This window comes from Acetobacter sp. DsW_059, assembly GCF_002153695.1.
Taxonomy (GTDB): domain Bacteria; phylum Pseudomonadota; class Alphaproteobacteria; order Acetobacterales; family Acetobacteraceae; genus Acetobacter; species Acetobacter thailandicus.
This window is the reverse complement of sequence record NZ_JOPI01000050.1, coordinates 68,120-90,575: the sequence shown is the minus strand read 5'-3', so window position 1 is coordinate 90,575 and position 22,456 is coordinate 68,120. Positions and strand designations below refer to the sequence as shown.

The window sequence follows — 22,456 nt, the reverse complement described above, 5'->3', positions numbered from 1 at the left end:
CTCAAACACACCTCAATTCCACTCAATTCCACTCAAAAAAAAGCAAAAATCCTCAAAAAAAATCAAAATTAATCCTCATATGCTCTGAACCACTGCGTAAAGGCCGAAAGTCCTTCCTCAAATGACACCTCAGAGCGCCATCCGGTCAGTTCATGAAGGCGTTCAACGCAAGCCCAGGTCTTTTCAACATCAGCCTGCGGGCGCGGCAGCAATCTCAGGTGAGCCTTACACCCCAGTCCTTTCTCCAGCAGATGCACCATATGCCGCACAGATTCGGGATGATCACTGCCAACGTTGAGAATCCGCGCTGTGCCATGAGCTGGCGGTCTGACAAGCACGAGTAATACGGCACGAACAGCATCACTGATGTAGGTAAAGTCACGTGCAAGGCTATCGCCTTCATACAACGTTACCTCGTCACCCAGCGTCATAGCCCTGGCAAAGCTGTAATACGCCATATCAGGTCGGCCCCACGGCCCGTAGATAGTGAAAAAGCGCAGCCCGGTCTGTGGCAGGCCGTAAAGATGAGAGTAAGACTCGGCAGTGAGTTCACCACTGCGTTTTGTCACAGCATAAAACGAGCCTGGAACATCGATTCTGTCTGTTTCACGAAAAGGCAGTTGCGTATTGCGCCCGTAAACGGACGAAGAAGATGCATACACCAGGTGCTTAAGCCGGGGCAGCCTGCGTGCAAACTCGAGCACAGCTACATGACCCTGCACATTGGAATGCACAAAAGCCTCAGGGTTACGCACCGAGTACCGCACGCCGGCCTGCGCAGCCAGATGCACAATACCGGTAATGCGCGCGCTGACATCAGAAAGGGCATTTTCTGCCAGCAGATCACACAAATCCATCCGGAAGAAGGTGAAGTTTTTTTTCTGCCTGAGCTGATCAAGACGATTCTGCTTCAGACGGGGGTCATAATACGCATTGAGGTTATCGATACCGATAACCTCAGCCCCCTCTTTTAACAGAGCCAGACAGGTATGATACCCAACAAACCCGGCTGCCCCGGTTACCAGAATCGTCACGCTTCTACCTCGTCAAACAGGTTGGAATGGTATCTGCCTGCATCAGCCACACTTACTGCCACATACATCAGGCTTATTATTCAGGACTTTTTCTTCAGAGCTGCGGCGTCAACTTTATCGCCCACAACAATACCAAGACGAGCCGTAACACCGCCGGCCAGTTCAAGCGTAGCCACAGCTGGCCCATGACTGCTGATATGCGCAAGGCTCTGAGGCACAGTATTTTCTGCGATGGCCTGAATACGATTATCTGCACCGATAAAAACAATATCGAGCGGAACAAGCGTATTTTTCATCCACATATCGCTCTGTTGCGGATAGCTCCACACGAAAAGCATACCCTCGTTATCAGGAATATGCGTACGAAACATTTCGCCAACCTGCTGCTGCCTGGGTGTACGGGCTATCTCAGCAGAGAAAATATGTGCTTCACCACTGGCTGACGTGATCGTCAGTTTTTCAACAGGCAGTTTAGGCTGTGCCTGAACTGGCTCAGGCAGCTCCTGCTCCTGTGCAGAAACATACAGCGGAGCTGCAGTGACCATAGCAGCACACAGGCCTGCTGCCAGAACATACCGTATACCGGTTTTTACATTAACACTCATCACATGCCTCAGCCTGCATTAAAGAAAGGATTACCGCTACGCTCGGCACCCACAGTGGTGTGCCCTCCGTGCCCGGGAACAACGATATAGCCATCATCCAGAGAGAACAGCTTTTCACGAATAGAATTTAAAAGAAGGGACTCGTCAGCATAAGCAAAGTCAGTACGACCCACTGCCCCTTTGAAGAGAGTATCTCCTGCAAATACGATTTTTGCAGCATGATCGATAAAGACAACATGCCCAGGCGTATGGCCAGGTACATGAAGCACATGAAGCTTACGCCCGATCAGATCGAGCACCTGCCCGTCCTCACTATACTCATCAGCTGTCGCATTCTCCAGCTCACTCAGACCAAAATGTCCGGCCTGCTTCTCGATAGAAGACAAAAGAAATTCATCGCGCTTATCAGGGCCGATAACGACCGGCGCTTTACCCTGACGTTCTGCCAGAATACGACACAGCGGCGCCACACCACCTGCATGATCAAGGTGCCCATGAGTGAGAATAATCGCTGAAACAGTAAGATTATTTTGCCCCAGGAACTGAGCCAGAACATCTGCATCACCGCCAGGATCAACAACGACAGTCTCAGCTGTCTCAGGGTTCCACAATACAGAGCAGTTTTGCCGAAAAGGGGTGACGGGAACAACCCGCACCTGCAAACCATCAAAGGTGAAATGCACGTCTCTTAACTCCTACTTCTTCAGGCGCTGCTCACGCAAAACAAAACGTCACGGCTACAGTCCACTTAAAACCTTAAGTCATACTATCACGAGAGCAGGCACATAAAAACTGAGCGAAAAAACAACTTCCTTTTAACGGCACTGGTCTATGCTCCGATAGAAGCCTACACTCCTCTCAAGTATAGTCTTTGTTATGTCAGGTTTTATTAGTCGTTATGACCAGCTCTCCCCTTCCGGCCCGAACCCTTATTGATCACGCACTGCACTGGTGTGATGCAGGCGATAAGGTTGTGATTGCAACCGTCACCGGTACATGGGGCAGCTCTCCCCGGCCAGCGGGCAGCGTAATGGTCATGAGCGAAAGCGGTCGGATAGAGGGCTCTGTCAGCGGCGGCTGTGTTGAAACAGACGTCATTACCGCCGCGCAGGAACTTATGAATGGTGCCCCGCCACGTATCATCTCTTATGGTGTCAGCTCAGAGCGCGCATGGGAGGTCGGGCTGGCCTGTGGTGGTAAACTCGAAGTTTTACTTGAAGCCGTTAAAAACGCCGCCTGCCCGTGGGGCACATTACCTGAAGCCATTTTACGCACGGCGCAGACTGCACAGAACCGGCGTGAGAGCGTTGTTCTGATCAGAACCATGGATGGCTTACACCACACTTTACTGACGGAGGAGCAGCTCGCCGGGGGGGACACACCCGATATTCCTGTTCCTGTTAGCCGCCTGGCCCTGCAAAGCCTTAAAGAGGGACGCAGCAAAGCCCTTGAAAGCGAAAACAAAACACCGGCATGGTTTGTGCAGCCACTGCTCCCGCCTTTGCGCCTTCTTATTGTCGGAGCAGTACATATTGCGCAGCATCTTGCTCTGCTGGCCCGCATGTCAGGGCTGGCTCCGGTTGTTATCGACCCCCGGACACCGCTCGCGACCGAAGAACGCTTCCCCGGCCTTATACCCGGCACAACCCTGATTACAGAATGGCCGGATGAGGTACTGCATAAGCTAAAACCTGACAGTATGACAGCTATTGTCACCCTGACACATGATGCCAAACTGGATGACCCGACACTGGAGGTCGCACTGCGCAGCTCTGCTTTCTATATTGGTGCTCTGGGCTCACGTAAAACCCAGGCGAGCCGGATTAAACGACTACATGAAGCAGGCTTTTCTGAACATTCACTGAAGCGCATTCACGGTCCGGTTGGTCTGGCCATTGGCGCGACTGGTGCTGAGGAAATTGCTATCTCGATTCTGGCGGAAATTATTGCCGTACGGCGTAATGCCTCCCTGGCGGAAGCACCAGGCTGGTAATGTCGCGCCTCAATATCACGCTTATTCTGGCCGCAGGCTATTCCCGCCGCACCGCGCCCTGCCATAAGCTTCTGGCAACTAATGCTGCCGGGCAAACAATGCTTGGCTGTACGATCAATACGGCCCTGGACAGCATAACTGACCGGGTTGTGGTGGTAGTGCCACCACAACGCACCGACTTAAAGAATATTGTCACGCAGGCTTCGGCTTTATCAGACCGCATAGAATTATGTGTCTCACATAATACAGCACTGGGCCTGTCAGCCTCTTTACGAGCCGGGATAGAAGTCGCTGAAAAATACCAGGCACACTCTGCGCTGATCTGCCTGGGAGATATGCCACTTGTGCCCGTAACATTACTCAACACATTAATAGCAACGCAGCATGTGCCCTCCCCGCCCCCCGCAGCGGCCCCTTTGCTGCATGGCCGCCCTGGCAACCCGGTAATATGGCACGCTGATCAGTTCTCTGCCCTTAAACAGGCAGAAGGAGATAAAGGCGGACGCGACCTTCTCAGGCAGCTTGGGGCAGCTCTGCATCTCATCGAATCTGACCCTGCCCTTCTGACTGATTTTGATACACCTGAACGCCTGCAACAATTCGCCCGACTATAAGCATTTCATCTGTTGACCATCTGGCAGATCCGTCTGAACAATAACGGCAGAAGCTGGCAGACATAACGTTACCAGCCCGTTAGCCACAGCCTTTTTCGGAGTACAATAAAAGAATGAGTAGAATTCTGCGCACAAACCCCTCTCCTGTCCTTTCTACAGCAGTAGAGTATCATGGTTTTGTGTTCACACAGGGTGTTGTTGCACGTGACCTGAGCCAGGATATTGATGGGCAGACACGCGATGTGCTGGCACAGCTTGATGAATTACTTGAACACCACGGAACAGATAACACACGTCTGCTGCAGGCTCAGATCTGGCTCAAAGACATTAACGACCGCGATGCTCTGAACAAACACTGGACAGCATGGCTGCCAGAAAATCAGGCTCCTGCACGTGCCTGTGTTCAGGCTGTGCTGGCAGACCCCCGTATGCTGGTCGAAATTATGCTGGTTACCACTAAATAAAACACTCTTATTTTGTGACGGTCAGGCCACACAAGCTGTGATAATTTCGCAACTCTCCTGACGAATCCTGGCCGTCATTCCGTATGCTCGCTCCGACAAAAAAGAACCCTCATTTTTTATAATTTTGCAGATTTTATCATTTTATAGGAAATTTTTCCTATAAAACATTTTTTGCTATCCTTTTTATGACAAATCGATAAAAGCATGTTTATTGCTCTGCTTTCAGTGCTTGCCCGATATGCACAGAATGTCAGATAACTCCTCTTACAGTTGTTTCAGACAACAGACCTAAAACAGATTTAATATGAACGAGGTAAGGCGACATGCGAAAAAAACAGTCAGGCTCTCTTATACTCAAAGTAGCCGCTGTTTCTCTGCTGTCCTTATCTGCCACCCTGCAGCCTGCATGGGCTAAGAGAGTCTCTCATTCTGTTACAAATCATCACAGAATAAACAGAGCTTCTCTGCATTACAGCCATGCCCGCAGACATCACTATGCAGGTGGTGGCCACGTTATTCAGTGTGTTGCCTACGCAAAAACTGCATCTGATGTTGTTATTCGCGGTAATGCACGGGACTGGTGGTACAAAGCCGCCGGAGTTTATGAGCGTGGCTCAGCACCCCGCGAAGGTGGTGTACTAAACTTCCGCCCGATACGCCGCATGCCTCTGGGACATGTTGCTGTTGTACGACAGATCATTAATAGCCGTACTATTATGGTCGATCAGTCACACTGGGCGCAGAACGGCATTGCTCACAATACACCCGTTATTGATGTTTCACCCAACAATGACTGGTCAGCTGTTCGCGTTGCACTGAACAATCATTCCGGTAGTTTTGGTTCAATTTACCCGACATATGGCTTCATTTACGGGCACGACAATCACAACACCTCAGCGCCTCAGCACCACCAGAATCCTGAAAATGCACGCAGTGCCGTTATGATGGCCTGGGCGAAAAAAATACAGAATAACCCGAACCTGGCTACCCAGCTTGCTGAGGCTCCGGAAAATGCTCAGCCTGTTGACGGTCTGCACTCAGCCACATCAGATACTGTCAGCAATGACCAGAACCTCCCGTCAGGGACAAAACAGAAACCTGCTATCAGACACGTTCGGTCAGGTATACATCACAGACCAGGCGTAAGACATACCAGCCACAGATAAGGCAAAAACTCATTTTAGTTTCAGATTAAACGCATCAGGTTATTACTGGTGCGTTTTTTGTTATGAAGATTTTATAATTCTAAAATTATTTTCATAAATCTATACTGACCTTAGCCAACAATAAGGTCATGAAAATGCGAAAATTATCCCGCGCTATTCTGAAGTTAGGTGCTTATTATTTATTACTGACATTTCCTGTTGCCGCGCATACAGAAAATATTTCTCATCAGTCGCAATCTGCTGCGTTTTCTTCGTCACATTTTACCATAACAGACGAAGGAACAACGCAAAAACCTGATATTATTTTTATACCAGGGCTAAGCGAAGGACGTGATATATGGGCAAACGAAGCCCTGCGACTTTCATCTGATTATCACCTTCATATGCTACAAATTAACGGCTTCGCCGGGCAAAAATTCCCTCACAATACATCCCGTTTCTTTCTGTTACCCTCAGTTGTTAAGCAGCTCCACAACTACATTACGACCCGCCATATGCACCCCGTGCTCATCGGGCACTCACTCGGCGGGCTGATTGCTTTGATGCTGTCTCAGCAATACCCACAGGATGTCTCCAAAATCATAGTTGTCGATACACTACCCTTTTATGGTAATTTATATGGCCCTCAGGCGACTGTTGAAAATACAAAAAAGATCGCTCTGGCAACACGTGATAATATTGTGCATCAAAATCCTGAGCAGGCGAAACAAGCCCAAAAACAGATTGCTCAGATGCTGGCTTTAAGTCCGGCAAGGCAACAATACGTTCTGATAAATACGCAAACCAGTGATCCCGCGATTGTTGCACAGGCTTTGTATGAAGACGCACAAACAGACCTGCGCCCACAAATTTTATCTAACAAAATCAAAACCCTTGTTCTCTATGCCTATGACCCGACACTGTACGGAAAGACAGATCAAAAAACACCTGCCGGGGATTACATGGAGACAATTTTCAAAGCCGGTTACAAAAATATGCCTGATGTCACGCTGGTGCGTATCGATAATTCGCGTCATCTGATTATGTTTGATCAGCCCGAAGCCATGCATAAAGCCATCGAAGATTTTCTCAGATAAAATACCCATAAAAAAGGGGCCATAAGGCCCCTCCGTTACTGATAATAATTTCCTGGTATTATTCCATATACTCCGAAATATCAGGGCAGGTGCACACCAGGTTACGGTCACCATGAGCGTTATCAATACGCCCGACAGGCGGCCAGTATTTTGTTGTAAACGCGACACCCTCCGGGAAGGCCCCTTGCCTGCGTGGATAGGTACGATCCCACTCTTCTGCCGTTACGACATCAGACGTATGCGGTGCATGACGGAGAGCTGACTGCTCAGCGCTCAGCCTGCCCGCTTCAACCGCACCAATTTCTGCTCTGATACCCAGCATTGCGTTACAAAAGCGATCGAGCTCTGCTTTCCCTTCCGATTCGGTTGGTTCGATCATAAAGGTACCCGCAACAGGAAAACTGACTGTTGGCGCATGAAAGCCATAATCGACCAGTCGCTTGGCAATATCATCAACGCTCACGCCCGTCTGATCTTTGATCGGACGAAGATCAAGAATACATTCGTGCGCCACACGGTTATGAGCCCCGCGATAAAGCACCGGGTACGCTTCTGACAAACGGCTGACGATATAGTTAGCATTCAGCACAGCAACCTGCGTTGCTCGTGTCAGACCTGCATCCCCCATCAGACGGATATAAGCCCATGAAATTGGCAGAATAGATGCAGAACCAAATGGTGCGGCACTCACTGCCAGCGAGGTCTCAGCTGCTGCCGGGTTACCTGGCAGAAAGTCCTTAAGATGTGCTTTTACGCCAATTGGCCCCATGCCTGGGCCACCGCCACCATGCGGAATACAGAATGTTTTATGCAGGTTAAAATGGCTGACATCACCGCCATAATCACCGGGGCGTGCCAGGCCAACCTGCGCATTCATATTGGCACCATCGACATACACCTGTCCGCCTGCTTCATGCACCAGGTCACAGATCTCGCTGATGTTCTGTTCAAAAACACCATGCGTAGAAGGATAGGTAATCATGAAAACGGAGAGATCAGCAGCGTGTGCCTGAACTTTCTCACGCATATCAGCCAGATCGATATTGCCGCCCGCATCACACTTAACCACAACGACTTTCATGCCAGCCATCTGGGCTGATGCCGGGTTAGTACCATGAGCAGATGCCGGAATGAGGCAGATATTACGATTCTCCTGTCCGCGATGACGATGATATGCGCTAATGGCCAGCAGACCAGCATACTCACCCTGCGCACCTGAGTTCGGCTGGAATGAGACTGCATCATATCCGCTGACAGCACACAGCCAGCGCTCAAGATCATCAAACAGTGCCTGATAGCCTGTAGTCTGCTCAGCCGGAGCAAACGGATGAATGGCACTAAAGCCAGGCCATGTGATCGGCAGCATTTCGACCGTAGCATTCAGCTTCATTGTACACGAACCAAGAGGGATCATAGTACGGTCAAGCGCCAGGTCTTTATCGGCCAGACGGCGCAGATAGCGCAGCATATCAGTCTCAGACTGACAGGAGCGGAACACAGGCTGCGTCATAAAAGCAGATGTACGGTTCAGCGTATCCGGCAGAGCAGAACCTGCTGCGCTGAGCTCCCGTGCCATGCTCTCAACCTGTCCGGCAGTTTTCTCAAAGACTGTCCAGACCGCATACACAATCTCAGCAGTCGTGGTCTCATCAAGGCTGATACCAAGACGTCCCCCGCCTGTATCACGCAGATTGATGCCCGCAGCACGTGCTTTGACCAGAATATCCTGCGCAGCAGCGCCAGCCTGAACGGTAATCGTGTCAAAGAAGTGAGACGTTTCAACCGTCACCCCAAGTGCCTTAAGACCTGCTGCCAGAGTTGCTGTCAGACCATGTACACGACGGGCAATTGCCTTCAGCCCTTCAGGGCCATGATAGACACCATACATACCGGCAATAATGGCCAGAAGCACCTGTGCTGTGCAGATATTCGAAGTCGCTTTTTCACGACGAATATGCTGCTCACGTGTCTGAAGAGCCAGGCGATAGGCCGGGTTACCGGCACTATCCACCGACACACCGACAAGACGACCTGGCAGGTTACGCTTATGGGCATCACGCACAGCAATATAAGCCGCGTGCGGACCACCAAACCCCATAGGCACACCAAAACGCTGGCTTGAGCCGACAGCAATATCGGCTCCCAGTTCACCAGGCGAGGTCAGCAGCGTTAAAGCCAGCAGGTCAGCAGCGACGGCAACAATACCACCAGCCTGATGCACAGCATCAGCAAACGGACGCAGGTCTTTCAGGACACCAGATGTACCAGGGTAATGAAAAAGAGCACCAAAAATATCAGAGGCAACAAGGTCTGTAGCAGGGTTACCCACAACAATGGTAATACCGAGGGGCTCTGCACGGGTTTTTAAAACAGTCAGTGTCTGCGGATGGCACTCTGCATCGACAAAGAACGCAGAAGCTTTTGACCTTGCAACACGGTGCGCAAGAGACATAGCCTCAGCCGCAGCCGTTGCTTCATCAAGCAATGACGCGTTGGCAATATCCAGCCCTGTCAGCTCGGTAATCATCGTCTGAAAATTGAGAAGAGCTTCAAGACGCCCCTGACTAATTTCAGGCTGATAGGGCGTATAAGCTGTGTACCAGGCCGGGTTTTCAAGAATGTTACGCTGGATGACAGCTGGCAGAACCGTGCCGTAATAACCCTGACCGATGAGAGACGTCATCACCTGGTTCTGGCTGGCCAGTCTGCGCAAATGGGCCAGAACTTCCTCTTCCGTCCAGCCTTCGCCAATCCCCATCGGGGCTGACAGGCGAATCTCATCAGGCACAGTCTGCTTCATCAGCTCATCAAGCGAAGAGGCTCCAACTGTTTTAAGCATAACAGCAACATCATCGGCCGAAGGACCAATATGACGCGGCATAAAAGAACCTGCCGCAGGTTTAAGGCCATCAAAAACTGACAAGCCTGCTACCGGAGAAGCAGAACAACGATCTGATGCAGAATCAGGGGTGAGCATGCAGGGGTGATCCTGAAAAATAAAACTGACACAGCAGTTCAGACGAAACATTCAGGCAAACAGCGCGTTTTTGCAGACTGTCGGCCCGCAATCAGAATAAAAAAGCCTTACAGCCTCTGTTTGCTGCCTCACAGAAACAGAGGCTGTAAAAACGTAGCTTAACCAATAAAAGCAGCGTACGCGTCGGCATCCATCAGGGCAGAAAGCTGCTCCGGATTGCTGATACGCAGTTTCAGGATCCAGCCTTCGCCCTCCGGGTCAGAGCTGACACGTGCAGGGTCATCAGAAAGCGCAGCATTGCCTTCAAGGATTTCGCCATCAACAGGTGCGTAAATGTCTGACGCAGCCTTAACGGATTCAACAACAGCCACAGCATCGCCAGCACTGGCGACAGTTCCGGTCTGGTGCACTTCAACAAACACCAGTTCGCCAAGCTCATCAGCCGCGTGGCGGGTAATACCAACAACAGCTGAATCGCCATCTACACGCAGCCATTCATGCTCTTGTGTGAAATATAACGTCATGTCAGACTTTTCCTTAATAATCAGAATAAAAAATCAGAAAAAACCGGTGCTCAGCGCTTAAAACCAGCCGGCACAAATGGCAGAGCCGCAACGGTGACAGGCACAGCACGACCGCGCAGCTCTGCAAAAAGAGGTGTCTTCAACGCGGTATAAGCACTATCGACATAACCCATCGCAACAGGTGCCCCAACAGTGGGACCAAAGGCGCCAGATGCAATGTGTCCGACCTGCTGTGTTAATGCTTCATCCGCATACAGCTTTGTGCCATGACGTACAGGCGCCCGCCCCTCAGGGCTCAGGCCAACACGACGGCGGCCTACACCCTGTTCAAGCTGCCTGAGAATAATATCAGCACCAGGGAAACCGCCTTCACGTTTACCACCTGCACGACGTGACTTCTGAACCGACCACTCAAGAGAAGCTTCAACCAGTGTTGTTGTCTCATCAATATCAACACCATACAGGCACAGACCACCTTCAAGACGCAGGCTGTCACGTGCACCGAGGCCGATGAGCTTCACTGAAGGGTGCTCAAGCAGTTTACGGGCAACACGCTCAACATCAGAAGAGGGAACAGAAATTTCAAATCCGTCCTCCCCCGTGTAGCCTGAGCGGGAGATAATGCAGGGCGCGCCATCAACATCAAAAGCCCGCACATCCATAAACGCCATATCTTTAACGTCAGGTACCAGAGCAGCCAGCACCAGCTCTGCTTCAGGCCCCTGAAGAGCAAGAAGCGAGCGGTCTGACAATGGCTCCGTCACACACTCTGTCAGCTCCGCTGTCAGGCGGGCAATATCTGCCTCTTTACAGGCGGCATTCACTACAAGAAGCAGTTCATCATCAAGGCGGGCGACCATCAGATCGTCGAACATGCCACCTGTCTGCGTTGTAAACTGGGTATAACGCTGCCGCCCGTTTTTAAGTGCGAGAATATCTGCCGGCACGAGGCGCTCAAGGGCCAGAGCGGCCGTATCAACATCACCAGAGCGTGCGCGCAAACGCACCTGCCCCATGTGAGACACATCAAACAACCCGGCATGCTGCCGTGTGTGACGATGCTCAGCCATAATACCGTCAGCATACTGCAAAGGCATTGCGTACCCTGCAAAGGGAACCATTTTGCCGCCGGCATCCACATGCAAATTATAAAGAGGAGTATGGAGAAGAGAATCTGTGCTCATGCACGCTGCCTTATGACAAAAGACACGGCAACCCTGCACATTGTTAACTCTGAAAACAGACAGAAAAACAACTCACGGGGCTCCGGATCAGGATAATACCGTCCACTGCCCCTTCTGTCTTTTTGCCTGAGATCGCTATCCCGTCGGCGGGTGAGTTAACACCTCTCTTCAGAAGTTTACTGCACAGGGTCCTTTTGCCTGAGAGTTTCCGGGGCGGTTGCTCCTTCGGCGCCGGCCTTGCAGCCGGTCTCTCCCTCTGTGCAGCTAAACTGGTGACATCATTACGCTAACAAGTCAATCGTGACCTGCTTACTTTACCTTTTTGTCAGCACCTGGCAGGTGGCGCGCAATGTAAGGTGGCAGATTAAACGCGCCAACATGAATTTCAGGTGTCCAGTAATCCGTTTTACCCGCAATGCCAGCCTGAACTGCGCGAGCCCGCACTTCCTCTGCATTCTGCTGCGCAGGGTTTTTGCCTTTTGAAGCAATACCAAGTGTCATAAAGCCACCGACATAAGTCGGCACAGCAGCAACATAAGCTGATACATGAGGGAAGAACTGTGCACGACGCGCACTGGTTTCATGCAGCTCATCAGCCTGCATGAACGGCACACCACACTGATTTACAATCAGCCCCTCGGCTGAAAGGATACGGGCACAGTTTTCGTAGAATTCGTCAGTAAACAGAACTTCGCCAACACCAATCGGGTCAGTGCTGTCAACAATGATCACATCGAACGAGCCATCAGCAGCGCGCTTCACATAGTCAATGCCATCACCCACAATTACTTCAGCGCGCGGGTTGTTCCATGCATCACCGGCAATACCTGGCAGATATTTCTTTGAAAGCTCAATAACGCTGCCATCAATCTCAACCATGACTGCTTTTTCAACACCTGGGTGTTCAAGCACACGACGCAGCACACCGCCATCACCCGCACCGATGATCAGAACACGACGTGGCTCAGCATGCGTAAACAGCGGCACGTGTGTCAGCATTTCCTGATAAACAAACTCATCACGCTCAGTAATCTGCACAACGCCATCAAGCAGAAGAACGCGCCCGTGAGAATCACTCTCGAAAACAACGATATCCTGAAAGTCACTTTTTACGCGGGCCAGTTCTTTAACCACGCGAAAACGCTGACCCCAGTTATCGTACAGGGTTTCTTCTATCCATTGCTGTGTCATGTATTTTATACCCGGTTCATAAAAACGAAGCCAGGACGCGCCACTTTCTGGCATGTCCCGGCTTCGGGCAGACTATCAGAAAAAAGAAAGTGACTGTGCTTACTTAACAGTAACGCGACCGCGACGCTGCTCATCCACTTCAATACGTTTTGCCTGGAAGAGACGCTGCATCACAGGAATAGCCAGATGCGGGTCACAAACACCACACATAAAAATATCCACAGCGGCGAAGTTACGCTCAGGCCATGTGTGGATAGAGATGTGGCTCTCTGCCAGAACGATCACACCTGACACACCACCATTGGGCGTGAAGTGATGAAAGTGACTGTGCAGAATAGTTGCACCCGCAGCAACAGCGGCTTCGCACAATGTACGATCGATCTGTGCCGGGTCATCGAGATTGGTAGCATCCCAAAGATCAATAAGCAGATGCGTGCCTGCAAATTTTTCGCCATCCCTTTCAACGAAATAATCTTTACGATCTTCGTCAAACGATGCGGGAAGAGTAGCTGTCTGGTTATCGCTCGGGAGTTCCGAGACCATCCCCAGTTGAGCAAGTGCGTTCATTGACGTACCCCTAAACCAGTAGATAGCCTGTTGGGCTGAATTGCCCCCTTGGGCCAAGAGGCCCCGTAACTAGGTCCTTATGCCTCCCTGGCGCAAGTGTTTTTTTAATATTTCACAAAAATAAATAAAAAATTAAAATATATCAGTGTGATGGCGGGCGAATCATTGCACCTTTAAACTGGCGTTCGAGAAGGAGATCCGCCTCATGCCCCATGGTCCGCCCGGAAAGGAAATTTTTAAGACGCTGCAGGGTATCTGTATCATGTGCTGAGACAGCATCAGCCGTAAGACGCGCCGCCAGACTTTGCTGCGCATCAGTCAATGCCCCTGACTGAGGTAACTTCCGAGTCGCCAGACGACCGATAACCAGCACGGCATCAGGCCACCGATAGCTGGCCTCATACAGCTGACCACGCAAATCAAGCCCCTCATCTGTTTCATCATGAGCAAGCAGAGCCAGAGCCTGATCTGCTTTGCCTTTCTTTTTTGCCAGCAGGGCCAGATCATACGTTTTACGGGCTGCCAGGGCCGGAGAAAGGAACTGAGCCGGCATGCTCTCCAGCAACTGACCAGCCTCATCTGTCATCCCCTGAAGCAGAGCAGCGCGTGCCATCAGTTCTTTCGCCTGACTACGCTGTTCAGGTGCTGGGAACAGTACCATCGCCTGACTGAAAATATGCTGCGCTCGCGAAACATTATCAAGCGCCATCAGTAACTGACCATACCCCATCAGTATCTCTGCTTTTTCTGGCCCGTCAGTCAAAAAAGGTAAATTCTGCCCTGACAGTGCAACTGTATCAGAAATCTGATTTTTCTGCGCAGAGGTAAGCTTTGTTGTATGTTTAATCAGATCAAGCTTCTCAAAAATCATTTTTCTGATGAGCTCGCGATACGCCTGCTCAAGTATATCCTGCGGAATCTCAGGTCCGGGCAACAGAAACGAAAGCATCATCATTGCTGATCTGTACTGCCTGAGCTGCATCAGGGCAGAAGAAAGCCCCAGATATAAAATCTGCCGCGATGATGCCGGTGCGATTCCTGCTTCATCTTCATCTTTCTGAAGACTGATATAATCCTGCACAATTTCATCAGAATAAGCGTGCCCCAGCACCTGCCGTAACCTGATTTGCATGACATGCCCGACAGAAGCCACTCCCCCGGAAGAGGAAGACGCCATCTGATCGAAGATAACCCGGGCGGCATCGCCTTTCTTCTCACGCATGAGTATCAGCCCGCGTGCCAGAGCATACACCGGCGTATCAGGCAGATTACCAAGCTGTTTTACTTCGCCATTAGTACCATATCGTATTATAGCTGCCGCCACGGAAGGCAAAATCAGATCGCGTAAAGCGTCAGGATATTGTTTAATTTTACTGATATTATCTGCGAGGTCGGGTAAGGTTTCCCAGCTTTTTTTACCAGCCTGCAGGCCATAAAAAGCACGCCAGAGAGTCATATCCGGCATCCCGATCCACCTGGTGTCCGCCAGAATTTCTGCGTCTTTTACTTTCCCGCTTAACAGAGCCACAACACCACTCAGAGCAAGGTTTTGCGGCGAATTTATAACTGCTTCGGCACCGCTTTTCTGAGCCTGTGATAACAACTCCTGTGCAGCTGGAAGATCCCCCGCAGCCAGAGCAGCTCGTACGGCATCAAACAATAAGGAGGGCTTCTCCTGACCTGAACTCTGCCCTGCTTTATCGGCAGCTTCCTTCTGACGATTCTTCAAATTCTGAGGTGTCGTATTCTGCAGCCCCTGGAAAATTAAATCCTGGTTCTGCGCGGTGTTATTAGCGTGAAAGACGAGAGCCCCCCCGACCGGGAGGCGCGTTGACTGAGCAGAAGATAAAACACCCCCTGCATGTGACAGAGAAAAAATAAGGCAGTCAGCATCAGCAATTACCACCACGCCTTCAAGAGAGGCACGCACGCGATAACCAGGACCGCTGAAAGGAACTGTCACGCCACCAGATGCCGCTCTTGATGTCATCATCAACAACCGGGCACCTGTGGCAGGGTCAGGAAAAGAAACCACATGACCAGGCTGCGCCAGAGGGAACTCAAGCGCACCAGGCCTTACGACCGGCATCAGCCCGGATTTTGACGAGGCATGCCCGACGACAAGCTGCCAGCCTCTCGAATCGCGTCGTATGCTCAGCTCAGGATGGGAAGGCAAATGAAACCGGATCAGCGTAGCATGATCAAGAGTGACAATACTCTGATCAGTAAAAGGCCCTGAGATTTTCCTGATACCATCCAGACTCAGCCCGATGCGATCAGCCACAATAATAAAATTATCACCAGACCAGAATGCTGCAATACCAGTCTGATCATCACATGGAATCAGAATAAAAGAATCATTCGGTTTTTGCGTCAGTGTCTCCTGCGTCACTGCCACAGGGGGTAATTTATGCAGACCGTCGACTCCCTGTGCTACAGCCGCATCACTTATAAACGACACCGCAATAACCGCAGCTGCGGCTAATCCTGTTTTATAAAAATATCGCACAGAACTCTTAATTCTTTCTGGTCATAATAATTTAAAAAATTTCAGAAATTCCATGCAAATATATTATGCAGGAACGTATTACCCATATTTTACGGGTCCATTACCACTTTCGATGTTATTATAATAGCAGGGTAAAAAGACCATTTCATACTATTTTAAAGAATATTTTTATCATGTTCTGCAATTACTAACTGAACACATAAGATTATACAGAAAACACATATTCAGACAAACAGAGGCCCGAAAACGTAAATTCATCCCATATGTGACAGATGCATCCACACAACATATTATCTGTGGATAACTGTGTGCATAAACTCTTTAATTTTTCTGCTTAAACATGAATAAAAAAGAAAAACCCCAGTAAAACTGCCGTTTTTTCACGATAAAAAATTAGCTTGCTTTTTGTGGAAAATATTTTTTTATAGATGGGGGATAATGGTGAGCCGGGAGGGACTCGAACCCTCGACCATTCGATTAAAAGTCGAATGCTCTACCAACTGAGCTACCGGCTCTCACCAAAGAGAAACACTTTTTAACCCTCTGAGAAGGCGGTGTGTTTCGTTGAAACGCTGTCTAAACGCATCATGCCCCCCCGTCAAGGCGCCTGGGGCATTTTTAACAGAATTAAATGAAAAAATTGCACCAGGAACAAAAAAAGGGAAGGCACCACAGATATGGCACCTTCCCTTTTTTATATAAAATCAGGCAGCGTCAGAGGAGGACGCACGCATCTTCGTAATACGATCCGGGTCTTTCACCTGACCGGACATGCCACTACCAGGCTTGATTTTATCAATAAACTCCATACCTTCGATAACTTCTCCAACGATCGTGTAATCACCATCAAGGTGTGGAGAAGGTTCAAACATAATGAAGAACTGACTGTTCGCGCTATTTGGATTCGCCGAACGTGCCATGCCCACTGTACCACGCAGGAACTTAGCTTCGTTCGTAAACTCTGCTTTCAGGTCAGGCAGATCACTCCCGCCCATACCAGTACCTGTAGGGTCACCACCCTGGGCCATAAAGCCAGGAATAACACGATGGAACGGGACATTGTCGTAAAAGCCCTGCTCTGAAAGAGTCAGCAGACGCTCAGCAGCCAGAGGCGCCAGATCAGAGCGGAGCTGGATAACAACGCGACCGGCAGGTACGTCCATATAGAGTTTGTTTTTATCAGAGTCAGATGACATTCTTTTTTCCTCAGACCGCTTTGAGCACTTAACGATCTTTTGCTTGTTTTGCCTTGCTCGCCTGTAAACAGGCCAGCAGACGCTCCTGCGTATATGGGGTCACAAAATGCGAAATATCACCCCCGTAACGCGCAACCTCTTTTGTAAAACTTGATGAGATAAACTGAGTTCGCTCAGACGCCATAAGAAAAACTGTCTCAATTGACGAATCCAGACGACGATTAACCCCTGTCATCTGAATCTCATAGTCAAAATCAGTCAGTGCCCGCAGCCCGCGAATAATAACCGAAGCCCCATGCTGCTTCACCGCATCAACCAGCAAGCAATCGAACGAAACAACGCGAATATCGCACTCCGTCTGCTCAACAACCGGAAGAATCACCTGCTCCATACAGTCTAACCGGTCGGCCAGGGGCATAAGCGGGTTTTTACGAGTATTTTCTGCAACGCCAATAATCAGCTTATCAACAAGTCGCGCAGCACGGGTAATAACGTCAAAATGGCCGGCTGTTACCGGGTCAAACGTACCGGCATAAAAGCCGGTACGCCGCGCCAGAGTCGTTGTCACCCTTCCTGCCCTGCGGCATCAGAGTCCAGAGCCGAAGACACCGGGGCAGACGAGGCTTCGTCAGAACTCTCGCTTTCCTCATCACCATCATCAATCACGGGGAACACACTGGTAACACGCTCATTCTCATTGAGACGGAACAATGTCACACCACTGGCCTGACGCGCCATAACGCGTACCTGATCAACCGGCACACGAATTAAACGTCCTGCATCTGTCACGAGCATCACGTCTGTGCCGTTAAGCACCTGCAGTGTTGCTGCCACTTCGCTCCCGCGCTTGTTCGCCGAGAAGGTCATATTCGTGAAACCCTGACCTCCACGACCGCTAACACGGTAATCGTAAGCTGAAGAACGACGACCAAAACCACCATCGCTCACGGTCAGCAAAATTTCTTCCGCTTCTTCCAGCTCGGCAAACCGCTCTGGCGTGAGAAGGTTCAGAGACTGAGAACCTTCCTCTTCCTCCTCTTTATCCTGAACGACAAGGTCTGCATCCTCCTCATCAGTCAGTTCAGCTGCATTCTCAGCACGGCGTTTCGCATTCGCCATACGCAGATAAGCCGAACGTTCTTCAACCGATGCCTCGACATGATTCAGCACTGAAAGACTGATAACCCTGTCATTTTTACCCAGCTTAATACCGCGTACGCCCGAAGAGCCGCGACCGGCAAATACGCGTACAGTTTCATCCGTAATCTGGAAACGGATGCAACGTGCATTACGGGTCGCCAGGAAAACATCCTGCCCTTCGCGACAGGTTGCAACACCAATCAGGCTGTCTCCCTCATCCAGCTTCATAGCAATCAGGCCGGAGACACGGATATTGCGGAAATCGCTAAGACGGTTACGGCGTACACCACCACTCGCCGTTGCGAAAACAAGGTGCAGGGCTTCCCACAGCTCCTCGTCATGCGGCAAAGGCAGTACGGCCGTAATCGTATCAGTACCAAGGTCAGGCAACAGGTTAACCAGCGCACGGCCTTTGGCTGTGGGGCTGGCTTCCGGCAAACGCCAGACCTTCTCGCGATAGGCTTTTCCTCCCGATGAGAAGAACATAACCCACTGATGTGTATGAGCGTTAAACGAACGCACAACAATATCGTCACCACGTGTGCCAGCACCTGTACGGCCACGACCACCACGGTTTTGCGCACGGAAGACGTCAAGCGGTGTACGTTTAATAAAGCCATCACGCGTGATCGTTACAACCATCTGACCAGGCTCGATCAGACTTTCATCATCCTGATCACCTGCATAGTCAGAAATTTCGGTTGCACGCGGTGTTGCCACTTCAGCCCGGGCCAGCATCAGCTCATCGTGAAGGACTTCCATACGACGCACGTGGCTGCCAATAATCTCGAGCAGCTCGTTAATGCGAATGGCCACATCAGAAAGCTCTTTCTGAATTTTTTCACGTTCAAGGCCTGTAAGACGCTGCAGACGCAGCTCAAGAATACCGCGTGCCTGAGCCTCTGTCAGCCAGACTTTACCGTCAACAATCTGGTTGCCATCATCATGAATCAGCTCAAGTAGCGGAGCCACTTCACGGGCATCCCATCGGGCCTCCATCAGAGCAGCACGGGCCGCAGCTGCATCGGGCGCACCACGAATCAGAGCGATAACCGCATCAATATTGGCAACCGCAATCACCAGGCCAACCAGAATATGCCCGCGATCACGCGCTTTATTCAGTTCAAAGCGCGAACGACGCAGAATAACTTCTTCGCGGAAAGCAATAAAAGCTGTGAGAACATCTTTCAGGCCCATCAGGCGCGGCTGACCACCATCAAGCGCGAGCATATTCACGCCAAAAGAGGTCTGAAGCTGCGTGAAACGATAGAGCTGATTCAACACAACCTCAGGGGTCGCATCACGCTTCACCTCGATAACCACGCGCATACCTGAACGGTCGGATTCATCGCGGATATCTGCCACACCCTCAACCTGCTTATTGCGTACAAGCTCTGCAATACGCTCCTGCAGGGTAGCCTTATTCACCTGATACGGAATTTCGGTAATAATGATCGCTTTACGATCTTTCCGAATTTCTTCAATCTCCGCACGGGCACGGATAATCACAGCGCCGCGTCCGGTCGCAAAGGCGTTACGAATACCAGAGCGCCCGAGAATAATACCACCGGTCGGGAAGTCAGGACCGGGGATGTAGGTCATCAGCTCTTCCAGCTCCATAGCCGGATTAGTGATCAGCGCAAGGGTCGCATCAATAACTTCAGCCGGATTATGAGGCGGAATATTGGTTGCCATACCAACAGCAATACCCGTCGCACCATTAATCAGCAGGTTCGGGAAAGCCGCTGGCAGAACTGTTGGTTCCTGCTCGCTTTCATCATAGTTTGGCTGAAAATCAACCGTATCACGGTCAATATCTTCAAGCAGAAATGTTGAAGCACGGGCAAGACGCGCTTCGGTGTAACGCATAGCGGCCGGGCTGTCGCCATCAACCGAACCGAAATTCCCCTGCCCGTCAATCAGCCGGACACGCATCGACCATGACTGCGCCATACGCACCATGGCATCATAAATAGAGGAGTCTCCATGCGGGTGATATTTACCCATAACCTCACCCACTGCACGGGCAGACTTACGGTAAGGCTTATCATGGGTAAAGCCACTCTCATGCATCGCGTAGAGAATACGACGGTGCACAGGCTTAAGGCCATCTCGCACATCAGGAAGTGCACGGCTCACAATTACCGACATCGCATAAGCGAGGTAGGAGGAGCGCATTTCCTCCTCAATCGTGACTGGCAAGAGAGCAGAAGGCTCGGGTGATCCCGGGTGATCAGGGGTATCGGTCAAGGTTTCATCCGTTCTGTCATGCCGCGTACCCGAGCAGCCAGGTACGCCTGAAGTAAATACATATCAGGCAATTCGCCAGGCAAGGCCGGGCGCCTGCTTAAACACCTGACAGGCAATGGACAATTTTTAGCACAAAATTATGCCCGAACCTAGGGCAGGCATTTGTTTTCTGTTTTTTCCTCTACACCGAGAAAGAAGCACTGTATGCTACGGAACGTTGGCTCATTTTTACAAACCAGCGAGAAAACACACTATGCGTCTCCTTATAGCTCTTATCCTGCCATGGCTGTTATTTTTTACAATCAAACGCCCATTTGCAGGAATCATCTGCCTCATTTTGCATCTGACCATCATCGGCTGGGTGCCGGCAGCAATCTGGGCCGTTTATGCTCTGAATCAGTATGAAACAGACCAGAAACTTGCTCGCCTGGGTCGATGACCTGCAATAAGGTGATATAAAAAAAGCAGCCTGTCAGGGCTGCTTTTTTAACACTTATATATCAGAAACCATCATCTGCCGCTGACAATTCTGTCAACGAGCTGCTGGACTGTTGGCACAAAACCATTTTCATAAAACGGATCTGAGCCAAAACGCCAGGCGTTTGTACCACCAAACATCAGATTATGATCCATAACAGCAGGACCATCAGCTACTGATGCATGGGCCGCATTTTGCAATGTTTTCTGAATACAAAAAGAACGCGGATCAGCTTTACGGCCTGTAGAATAAGAAGGCCCGCGCTGGCTCCAGTTTGAGAATTTACATTCAGACAGACAACCCATGCAGGCAACCTGATCAGCAACAATCTCACGCGCCTGGTCAGGTGTCACAAAAACAAGTGTTGAATCCGGGGTACGCAGTGCCTCTGTAAAGCCCTGCTGTTCCCAGCTCTGCATACGGGCGGCATCTTCTGCTGAGACAAAAATCTCACGCCTGCGCGCACCAATACCATAAGCCGTATTATGAACGTCAGTCTGCTCAGACGAAATACTAACCTGACGTTCTGAACGTGCTCTCAGATCCTGCAGGAAGCTGTTATTAACCGCTGAGGAGTAAAATCCTGTCGGAGAAAAACGATTAAGATAAACGTCACCCTTTTTAAGAGTGAGCAACCGTTTTTTCCACGCATCAGGAATCGGGCTTTCCTGGGTCAGAAGCGGACGCGTACCAAACTGAAAGACAACAGGCCCCAGCTCAGGATTATCAATCCAGTCCTGCCACTCTTCTAACCACCATACCCCGCCAGCCATGATAACCGGCACATGATCAAGGCCAAAACTACGCATAAGCTTACGCAGGGCAGCTACACGCTGGTATGGTTCTTCCGGGCTAAGTGGGTTTTCAGTATTAGAAAGCCCGTTATGCCCGCCGGCACGCCAGGGATCTTCATACACAACGCCACCCAGCATGTCTGAAGCTTTGCTGTAAGAGCGCTTCCATAACGCATTAAATGCGCGTGCAGATGACACGATGGGGTAGTAGTACACCCCATGCTGTGCAGCGATCTCTGACAAACGATAGGGCATGCCCGCACCACAGGTCACACCATGAATGAGACCTTTAGCGCCTGACAGAACACCTTCTATAACATGCTCCGCCCCACCCATTTCCCACAGGATGTTTGCGTGGATACGTCCTTTTCCACCTGCCATCTCGTGAGCAATACGTGCCTGCGCAATACCGCCACGAACAGCATATTCTATCAGCTCTTCATGACGTTCACGCCGGGTGCGGCCATGGTAAATCTGGGGAATAATATTCCCCTCTTCATCATAACTATCTGCGTTCACAAGTGAAATCGTACCCGCACCGCCGGCCGCAGCCCAGGCCCCGGCCGAAGCTCCGGTAGAAACTGAAACACCTTTACCACCTTCAATCAGTGGCAAAATTTCAGCTCCACCTATACGAACTGCATTGATCGACTTCATTCTTATCCTATCGTCGTTATGTCTGTCAGGATCAGCT

19 protein-coding genes, 1 tRNA gene and 1 riboswitch are annotated in these 22,456 nt (G+C 50.5%); of the genes, 6 read left to right on the top strand and 14 right to left on the bottom strand.

Annotated features, from left to right (window positions below):
* Positions 1-68: 68 nt before the first annotated feature.
* The 3 genes from HK25_RS10695 to HK25_RS10685 form a co-directional block, all read right to left on the bottom strand.
* Positions 69-1,034 (bottom strand): NAD-dependent epimerase/dehydratase family protein, encoded by a 966-nt coding sequence (locus HK25_RS10695; RefSeq protein ID WP_086636176.1) that lies wholly within the window; start codon positions 1,032-1,034, stop codon positions 69-71.
* A gap of 80 nt (positions 1,035-1,114) precedes the next feature.
* A complete protein-coding gene (locus HK25_RS10690; RefSeq protein ID WP_173560193.1) occupies positions 1,115-1,639 on the bottom strand; it encodes a DUF192 domain-containing protein in 525 nt (174 codons plus the stop codon).
* Between the two features lie 8 nt (positions 1,640-1,647).
* On the bottom strand, positions 1,648-2,322 hold the full coding sequence (locus HK25_RS10685) for an MBL fold metallo-hydrolase (RefSeq protein WP_233127805.1): 675 nt from the start codon (positions 2,320-2,322) through the stop codon (positions 1,648-1,650).
* A 215-nt stretch (positions 2,323-2,537) separates the two neighbouring features.
* On the opposite strand from HK25_RS10685, the gene HK25_RS10680 reads away from it, so the two are divergent.
* From HK25_RS10680 to HK25_RS10660, 5 genes are all read left to right on the top strand, one after another.
* Complete coding sequence (locus tag HK25_RS10680; protein ID WP_086636175.1) at positions 2,538-3,632, top strand: XdhC family protein; 1,095 nt, start codon at positions 2,538-2,540, stop codon at positions 3,630-3,632.
* On the top strand, positions 3,632-4,246 hold the full coding sequence (locus tag HK25_RS10675; protein ID WP_086636174.1) for an NTP transferase domain-containing protein: 615 nt from the start codon (positions 3,632-3,634) through the stop codon (positions 4,244-4,246). The genes HK25_RS10680 and HK25_RS10675 overlap by 1 nt, the downstream gene beginning before the upstream one ends.
* A gap of 113 nt (positions 4,247-4,359) precedes the next feature.
* Positions 4,360-4,710: a RidA family protein gene (locus HK25_RS10670; protein WP_086553955.1), complete on the top strand. Its 351-nt coding sequence runs from the start codon at positions 4,360-4,362 to the stop codon at positions 4,708-4,710.
* Positions 4,711-5,033: 323 nt separating this feature from the next.
* Positions 5,034-5,876: a CHAP domain-containing protein gene (locus HK25_RS10665; protein ID WP_143295988.1), complete on the top strand. Its 843-nt coding sequence runs from the start codon at positions 5,034-5,036 to the stop codon at positions 5,874-5,876.
* Between the two features lie 134 nt (positions 5,877-6,010).
* On the top strand, positions 6,011-6,952 hold the full coding sequence (locus HK25_RS10660) for an alpha/beta fold hydrolase (protein WP_158092944.1): 942 nt from the start codon (positions 6,011-6,013) through the stop codon (positions 6,950-6,952).
* Between the two features lie 58 nt (positions 6,953-7,010).
* Here HK25_RS10660 and gcvP read toward each other — a convergent pair whose 3' ends face one another.
* From gcvP to gyrA, 10 genes are all read right to left on the bottom strand, one after another.
* On the bottom strand, positions 7,011-9,833 hold the full coding sequence (gene gcvP / locus HK25_RS10655) for an aminomethyl-transferring glycine dehydrogenase (RefSeq protein WP_233127807.1): 2,823 nt from the start codon (positions 9,831-9,833) through the stop codon (positions 7,011-7,013).
* Between the two features lie 254 nt (positions 9,834-10,087).
* A complete protein-coding gene (gene gcvH / locus HK25_RS10650; RefSeq protein WP_086636171.1) occupies positions 10,088-10,453 on the bottom strand; it encodes a glycine cleavage system protein GcvH in 366 nt (121 codons plus the stop codon).
* Between the two features lie 50 nt (positions 10,454-10,503).
* The gene (gene gcvT, locus HK25_RS10645; RefSeq protein WP_086636170.1) at positions 10,504-11,637 is read right to left on the bottom strand and encodes a glycine cleavage system aminomethyltransferase GcvT; all 1,134 of its coding nucleotides are present in this window, start codon (positions 11,635-11,637) and stop codon (positions 10,504-10,506) included.
* Between the two features lie 177 nt (positions 11,638-11,814).
* Positions 11,815-11,903, bottom strand: a riboswitch (glycine riboswitch).
* A 43-nt stretch (positions 11,904-11,946) separates the two neighbouring features.
* Positions 11,947-12,828, bottom strand: a complete 882-nt coding sequence (gene speE, locus HK25_RS10640) for a polyamine aminopropyltransferase (RefSeq protein ID WP_086636185.1) — start codon at positions 12,826-12,828, stop codon at positions 11,947-11,949.
* 99 nt (positions 12,829-12,927) lie between these two features.
* Entirely contained in the window at positions 12,928-13,395 is a 468-nt protein-coding gene (speD, locus tag HK25_RS10635) for an adenosylmethionine decarboxylase (RefSeq protein WP_086553950.1), read from the bottom strand.
* A gap of 142 nt (positions 13,396-13,537) precedes the next feature.
* Positions 13,538-15,904, bottom strand: a complete 2,367-nt coding sequence (locus HK25_RS10630) for a lipopolysaccharide assembly protein LapB (RefSeq protein WP_086636169.1) — start codon at positions 15,902-15,904, stop codon at positions 13,538-13,540.
* A 439-nt stretch (positions 15,905-16,343) separates the two neighbouring features.
* Positions 16,344-16,419: transfer RNA gene (locus HK25_RS10625), tRNA-Lys, on the bottom strand.
* 189 nt (positions 16,420-16,608) lie between these two features.
* Complete coding sequence (locus HK25_RS10620) at positions 16,609-17,100, bottom strand: peptidylprolyl isomerase (RefSeq protein WP_086553948.1); 492 nt, start codon at positions 17,098-17,100, stop codon at positions 16,609-16,611.
* A 28-nt stretch (positions 17,101-17,128) separates the two neighbouring features.
* Complete coding sequence (gene coaD / locus HK25_RS10615; RefSeq protein WP_086553947.1) at positions 17,129-17,668, bottom strand: pantetheine-phosphate adenylyltransferase; 540 nt, start codon at positions 17,666-17,668, stop codon at positions 17,129-17,131.
* The gene (gene gyrA, locus HK25_RS10610; RefSeq protein ID WP_369824746.1) at positions 17,665-20,418 is read right to left on the bottom strand and encodes a DNA gyrase subunit A; all 2,754 of its coding nucleotides are present in this window, start codon (positions 20,416-20,418) and stop codon (positions 17,665-17,667) included. Before gyrA ends, coaD begins: the two co-directional genes overlap by 4 nt.
* 325 nt (positions 20,419-20,743) lie before the next feature.
* Here gyrA and HK25_RS10605 point away from each other — a divergent pair, with 325 nt between their 5' ends.
* The gene (locus HK25_RS10605; RefSeq protein WP_086553945.1) at positions 20,744-20,929 is read left to right on the top strand and encodes a YqaE/Pmp3 family membrane protein; all 186 of its coding nucleotides are present in this window, start codon (positions 20,744-20,746) and stop codon (positions 20,927-20,929) included.
* A 71-nt stretch (positions 20,930-21,000) separates the two neighbouring features.
* Here the strand turns inward: HK25_RS10605 and HK25_RS10600 are convergent, their stop codons facing one another.
* On the bottom strand, positions 21,001-22,419 hold the full coding sequence (locus HK25_RS10600) for a nitronate monooxygenase family protein (protein ID WP_086636167.1): 1,419 nt from the start codon (positions 22,417-22,419) through the stop codon (positions 21,001-21,003).
* Between the last annotated feature and the right edge of the window lie 37 nt (positions 22,420-22,456).